The following is a 4,739-nucleotide window of genomic DNA, read 5'->3' on the forward strand; positions in this document are numbered from 1 at the left end:
CGGACGCGGTGGCCGCCTACCGGGCCCGGTCCCGAGGACCGGGCCGTTCCCTCAAGCTACCGTCGCACGCCCGTGCCCGGCCGCTCGTCCGCAATGTGACGGGCGCTGCCGTCCCAGGCCTCCGCGAGGATCTCCAGTGAGCGCAGCACCTGCTCCCGGCCGGGAGAGGCGGGGGCGATCATCAGCTCGTCGGCGTCGGCCGCCCCGGCGAAGCCCTCGAGGTAGCTCCGCACCTCGGCGCCGGTGCCGGCCACGGACCAGTGGAGCATGTGCAGGATCTGCTGCCCGGCAGGGCTGTCCATCACCATGTCCAGCTCCGCCTCGCTCAGCGTGCGGTCACGGCCCACCATGGCCCGCACCCGCTCTCGCCGAGCGGTCTCCAGCTGCGCAGCGGCGTCGTCGGCGCTGTCCGAGGCGATGACGTTGACGGCCGCGATGACGTACGGCTCGGCGAGCTGCTCCGAGGGCTGGAACCGGGCCCGGTAGGCGGCCACCGCGTCCGCGAGGGCGTCCGGGGCGAAGTGCGAGGCGAAGGCGTAGGGCAGCCCGTACGCCGCGGCGAGCTGCGCGCCGAACAGCGAGGAGCCGAGGATCGTCAGCGGCACGTTCGTCCCGGCGCCGGGGACGGCGCTGACCCCCGGCACGAGGGAGTGGCCGCTCAGGTAGCCCTGGAGCTCGCGCACGTCCTGCGGGAACTGCTCGGCGGCGGAGGGGTCCCGGCGCATGGCCCGCACGGTGCGCAGGTCCGTGCCCGGCGCCCGGCCCAGGCCCAGGTCGATCCGCCCCGGGTGCAGCTCGGCGAGGGTGCCGAACTGCTCGGCGACGACCAGGGGGGAGTGGTTGGGGAGCATCACCCCGCCGGAGCCGAGGCGGATCGTGGACGTGTGCGCCGCGACGTGGGCGATCAGCACGGCCGGGGCCGAGGACGCGATCGTGGGCATGTTGTGGTGCTCCGAGTACCAGACGCGCCGGTAGCCCAGCCGCTCGGCGTGCTGGGCCAGGCGGACGGAGTCGGCGAAGCTCTCACCGACGGAGGCGCCCTGGCGGACGGTGGCGAAGTCGATGACGGACAGCGGCAGGGGCACAGCGGACCTTTCACAGGAGTCGGGGAGGCCCTCCACGCTACTCCTGTCCGCAAGACGGCGCCGTGGCGGGGAGCACAGGCGGCCCAGGGCGGGCGGGCACCAGCCGCCGTGGCTGTCGGCGGCCCGGGCTACGCTCGGCACCATGACCGATCCCTCGACCCCCTTCGGGGTGCCGGAGCTCTTCGAGCTGCCGCGGGAGCGCGCCGAGATCGCGCCGGGAGCCGTGCACGTGCCGGGCTGGCTGGACCTCGCCCGGCAGCGGGAGCTGGTGCTGCGGTGCCGGGAGTGGGCCACCGGCCCGGTGCCCCTGCGCCACGCGGTCCTGCCCGGGGGCGGCCGGATGTCGGTGCGCTCGACCACGCTGGGCTGGGACTGGGCGCCCTACCGGTACCTGCGCACCGGCGAGCACAAGCGGGCCCCGGACATGCCGGGGTGGCTGGCGGAGCTGGGCCGCCGCGCCGTGGCGGAGGCCTGCGGCGCGGACAGCGCGGAGGCCCGGGACTACCGGCCGGACACGGCACTGCTGAACTTCTACGACGCCACGGCCCGGATGGGCATGCACCAGGACAGGGACGAGTTCTCCGCCGCCCCGATCGTGTCCCTGTCCCTCGGGGACGCCTGCGTCTTCCGGTTCGGGAATCCGCAGACCCGCGCGGCCCCGTACCGGGACGTGGAGTTGCGCAGCGGCGACCTGTTCGTCTTCGGGGGCCCCTCCCGCTACGCGTTCCACGGGGTGCCGCGCATTCTTCCGGGCACGGCCGCCCCGGAGCTGGGCATGAAGGGAGGGCGGCTCAACCTCACCCTGCGGATGACGGGGCGTGCCGTCCCCGGACGGTGAGCGCCGTGCCACACTGACGGGATGGAGCTCCCCGACGCCGCACCGGCCCACCTGATCGACCCGGCGGCCGTGGACGAGGAGGACGCCGGCGCCTACCGGCTGCTCGCCGCGGACATCGCCTCCGGGGTCGCGGTCGTGGCCGCCCGGCACCGGCGGCGCGATGTCGCCGCGACCGTGACGGGTTTCCTCGACGTGTCCTACGACCCGCCCACCATGCTGGTGAGCCTGTTCGAGGAGGGCCGGATCTGCGACGCGGTGGAGTCGGCCGGGGCGTGGACCCTCTCCGTGCTGCGCCGGGACCAGGAGGGCGTGGCGAACTGGCTCGCGAGCCCGGGCAACCCCGTGGAGGGCCTGCTGGACCGGGTGCCCTTCCGCCGCGCTCCGGGCTCGGGAGCGGCGGTGCTGGACGGAGCCCTCGCGTGGTTCGAGCTCGCCACCGTGGCGGTGCACACCGCGGCGACGCACCGGCTCGTGGTGGGGGAGGTCACGGCGATGGGCCGGGGGGTGCGGGAGGCGCAGGCGGACGATCCGCTGGTGCACTTCGCCCGCGGCTACCGGGGGCTGACCCGGTGAGCACCAAGTCGGATCACAAAGCCGGACATCGCGCAAGTCTATGACGTCAGAAGTCTTCGATACGTCACCGGCGGAATGCTTCGACGCCTGCTCCGGTTGAGGTCGTAGCGTGGACGGGTGGCGCCGTGTCCGGCGGCACCGTTCCCACCGCACCCCACGGAAGGATCCTCATGGCGGCCCAGCACCACGAACGCGGAACCGGCGGGGCGTCCGGCGGCTCCGCGCCGACCGGGGGGAGCCCGGCCTCGTCCGCGGAGGAGCCCCGGCTCAGCGCGGTCCCGCCCTCCGGGGCGCCGGCCGAGCACGCGGCCGCGGTGGTCGCCGACCTGGAGGTGCCCGCCGACCACCTCCCGGACCTGGACCACGTGGGAGACGCGTTCAAGGCGGTGTTCGCAGACCATCCCGCAGGGGTCGCCATCATCACCGCCCGGGGTCCCGACGGACCCGTGGGGCTGACCGCGTCCTCGGTGTCCTCCGTGTCGGCCGTCCCGCCCATCCTCGGCTTCTCGCTGCAGGCCCGGCAGGGCTCGGCGGCGCTGCTGGCCGAGGCGGACTCCTTCCTGGTGCACCTGCTGGACGCGGAGAACCTGGGCCTCGCCCGGTCCTTCGCCGTCTCGGGGGCCCCGCGCTTCGGGCCGGACATGCCGTGGGAGTACCTGGCGACCGGGGAGCCGCGGCTGCTCGGCGTGGGCCGCGTCCTGCGCGCGGTCCCACTGGCCCGGATCAAGGCCGGCCCCGCCCTGGTGTTCAACGCCGCGGTGGTCGACGTCCTCGGGGACGAGGGCACGGGCGCCCCGCTCGTGTACCACCGCCGGCGCTTCCACGGGCTCAGCGACCGCTCCGCCCTCGACCCCCGGGACTGAGCCGGGCGCGCTCAGCCCCCGCGTGCACCTCCGCACCGACAGGCTCCCCGGGCCGGAAAAGATCCTTCTAGGTTGTTGACACATCATCATGGGGTTCGTAGAGTAGTTGACGAAGCAACCACCTGCTCGATCCACATCCCGAGGAGAACACCATGTCCCAGCTCACCGCCCTCGTCCCCGGCTCCTGGACCTTCGACCCCGCCCACTCGGAGGTCGCCTTCACGGTCCGCCACGCCGGCATCTCGAAGGTCCGCGGCACCTTCGGCGAGGTCGACGCCCAGCTCCGGGTCGCCGACCCGGTCGAGGACTCGACGCTGACGGCCACCGTGCAGATGGCCTCCATCGACACGAAGAACGCCGACCGCGACGGCCACGTCCGCAGCGCCGACTTCTTCGACGTCGAGCAGCACCCCACGATGACCTTCCGCTCGACGGCCGTGGCCTTCGACGGCGAGGAGGGCACCATCACCGGCGAGCTGACCATCAAGGACGTCACCCGCACCGTGGAGCTCGCCACCGAGTTCAACGGCGTGGTCGTGGACGCCTTCGGCGTGACCCGGGCCGGCTTCTCCGCCGAGACCACCATCTCCCGCAAGGACTTCGGCATCACCTGGAACGCCGCCATGGAGGCCGGCGGGGTGCTCGTCTCCGACAAGGTGACGATCACCCTCGACGTGGCCTTCACGGCCCCGCAGGACGACCCCGAGCGCACCCCCGGGGGTGCGGGCCGCCGGCCGTCGGTCGTCGCCGGTGCGCGTCAGGTGAGCCGCTGCACCACGAACCAGACGGCCGGGACGGTGATCAGCAGCAGCAGCGCCCACCGGCGCAGCCGCACCTCGAACGTGGCGGGATTGATCCGCCCGCCGCGCCGGGGCCGGGACGCGGCGATCTCGTCCTCGAGCGGTCGCGGCGGCCGGTCGCGCGGCTCCTCCGGGTCGGTGCTGGAATGGGACACGTTTCCTCCGTGGTCGTCGGGATCCGCCCCCATTCTCTCAGTAGGCGCGGCGGACCGCGCACCGCCCGTCAGGCGGTCCGGGCCGCCGTCAGCGCCACTTCGTGGTCATGATCAGGCCGGCCATCATCAGGCCCAGGCCCACGGCGATGTTCCACGTCCCGATCCCCGGCACGGGGTAGGCGCCCTGGAAGAGGTAGTAGACGATCAGCCACAGCAGCCCGACGACGAGCAGCCCCAGCATGACGGCCTTGTACCAGGTGGGGGTGGGGGCGTGGCTCTCCGGGGAGCCGTGCCGGGAGCTCTCGGTCAGCTCCTGCGCCACCGCGGCGGCGGTCGCGTCCGGGTCGTAGGCGGTGGACCCTCCGGGCAGTCCCTCAGCCGCCAGCCGTGCGAGCTCCTCGTCGACCTGCGGGCCGGCGGCCGGT

The 4,739-nt window shown here is 73.9% G+C and carries 6 protein-coding genes and 1 pseudogene; 4 read left to right on the plus strand and 3 right to left on the minus strand.

Annotation, left to right across the window (positions count from 1 at the left end; translation table 11 throughout):
- Positions 1-56: 56 nt before the first annotated feature.
- Positions 57-1,085, minus strand: a complete 1,029-nt coding sequence (locus ABL57_RS10190; protein WP_047803363.1) for an LLM class flavin-dependent oxidoreductase — start codon at positions 1,083-1,085, stop codon at positions 57-59.
- 142 nt (positions 1,086-1,227) lie between these two features.
- Between ABL57_RS10190 and ABL57_RS10195 the strand changes: the two genes are divergently transcribed.
- From ABL57_RS10195 to ABL57_RS21225, 4 genes and pseudogenes are all read left to right on the plus strand, one after another.
- Positions 1,228-1,923 carry an alpha-ketoglutarate-dependent dioxygenase AlkB gene (locus ABL57_RS10195; protein WP_047803364.1) on the plus strand — a complete coding sequence of 232 codons (696 nt, stop codon included), beginning with the start codon at positions 1,228-1,230 and terminating at the stop codon, positions 1,921-1,923.
- A 21-nt stretch (positions 1,924-1,944) separates the two neighbouring features.
- Positions 1,945-2,496, plus strand: a complete 552-nt coding sequence (locus ABL57_RS10200; protein ID WP_047803365.1) for a flavin reductase family protein — start codon at positions 1,945-1,947, stop codon at positions 2,494-2,496.
- 170 nt (positions 2,497-2,666) lie between these two features.
- Complete coding sequence (locus tag ABL57_RS10205; protein ID WP_082157364.1) at positions 2,667-3,359, plus strand: flavin reductase family protein; 693 nt, start codon at positions 2,667-2,669, stop codon at positions 3,357-3,359.
- Positions 3,360-3,511: 152 nt separating this feature from the next.
- Positions 3,512-4,051, plus strand: a pseudogene (locus ABL57_RS21225) (YceI family protein); the annotation flags it as partial.
- Positions 4,052-4,116: 65 nt separating this feature from the next.
- Here ABL57_RS21225 and ABL57_RS10215 read toward each other — a convergent pair.
- Entirely contained in the window at positions 4,117-4,314 is a 198-nt protein-coding gene (locus ABL57_RS10215; protein WP_062736223.1) for a hypothetical protein, read from the minus strand.
- A gap of 88 nt (positions 4,315-4,402) precedes the next feature.
- On the minus strand, positions 4,403-4,739 hold a 337-nt coding region (locus ABL57_RS10220), incomplete at its 5' end, for a cell division protein CrgA (protein WP_238986030.1).

It is taken from the genome of Kocuria sp. SM24M-10 (assembly GCF_001027955.1).
Taxonomy (GTDB): Bacteria; Actinomycetota; Actinomycetes; order Actinomycetales; family Micrococcaceae; genus Kocuria; species Kocuria oceani.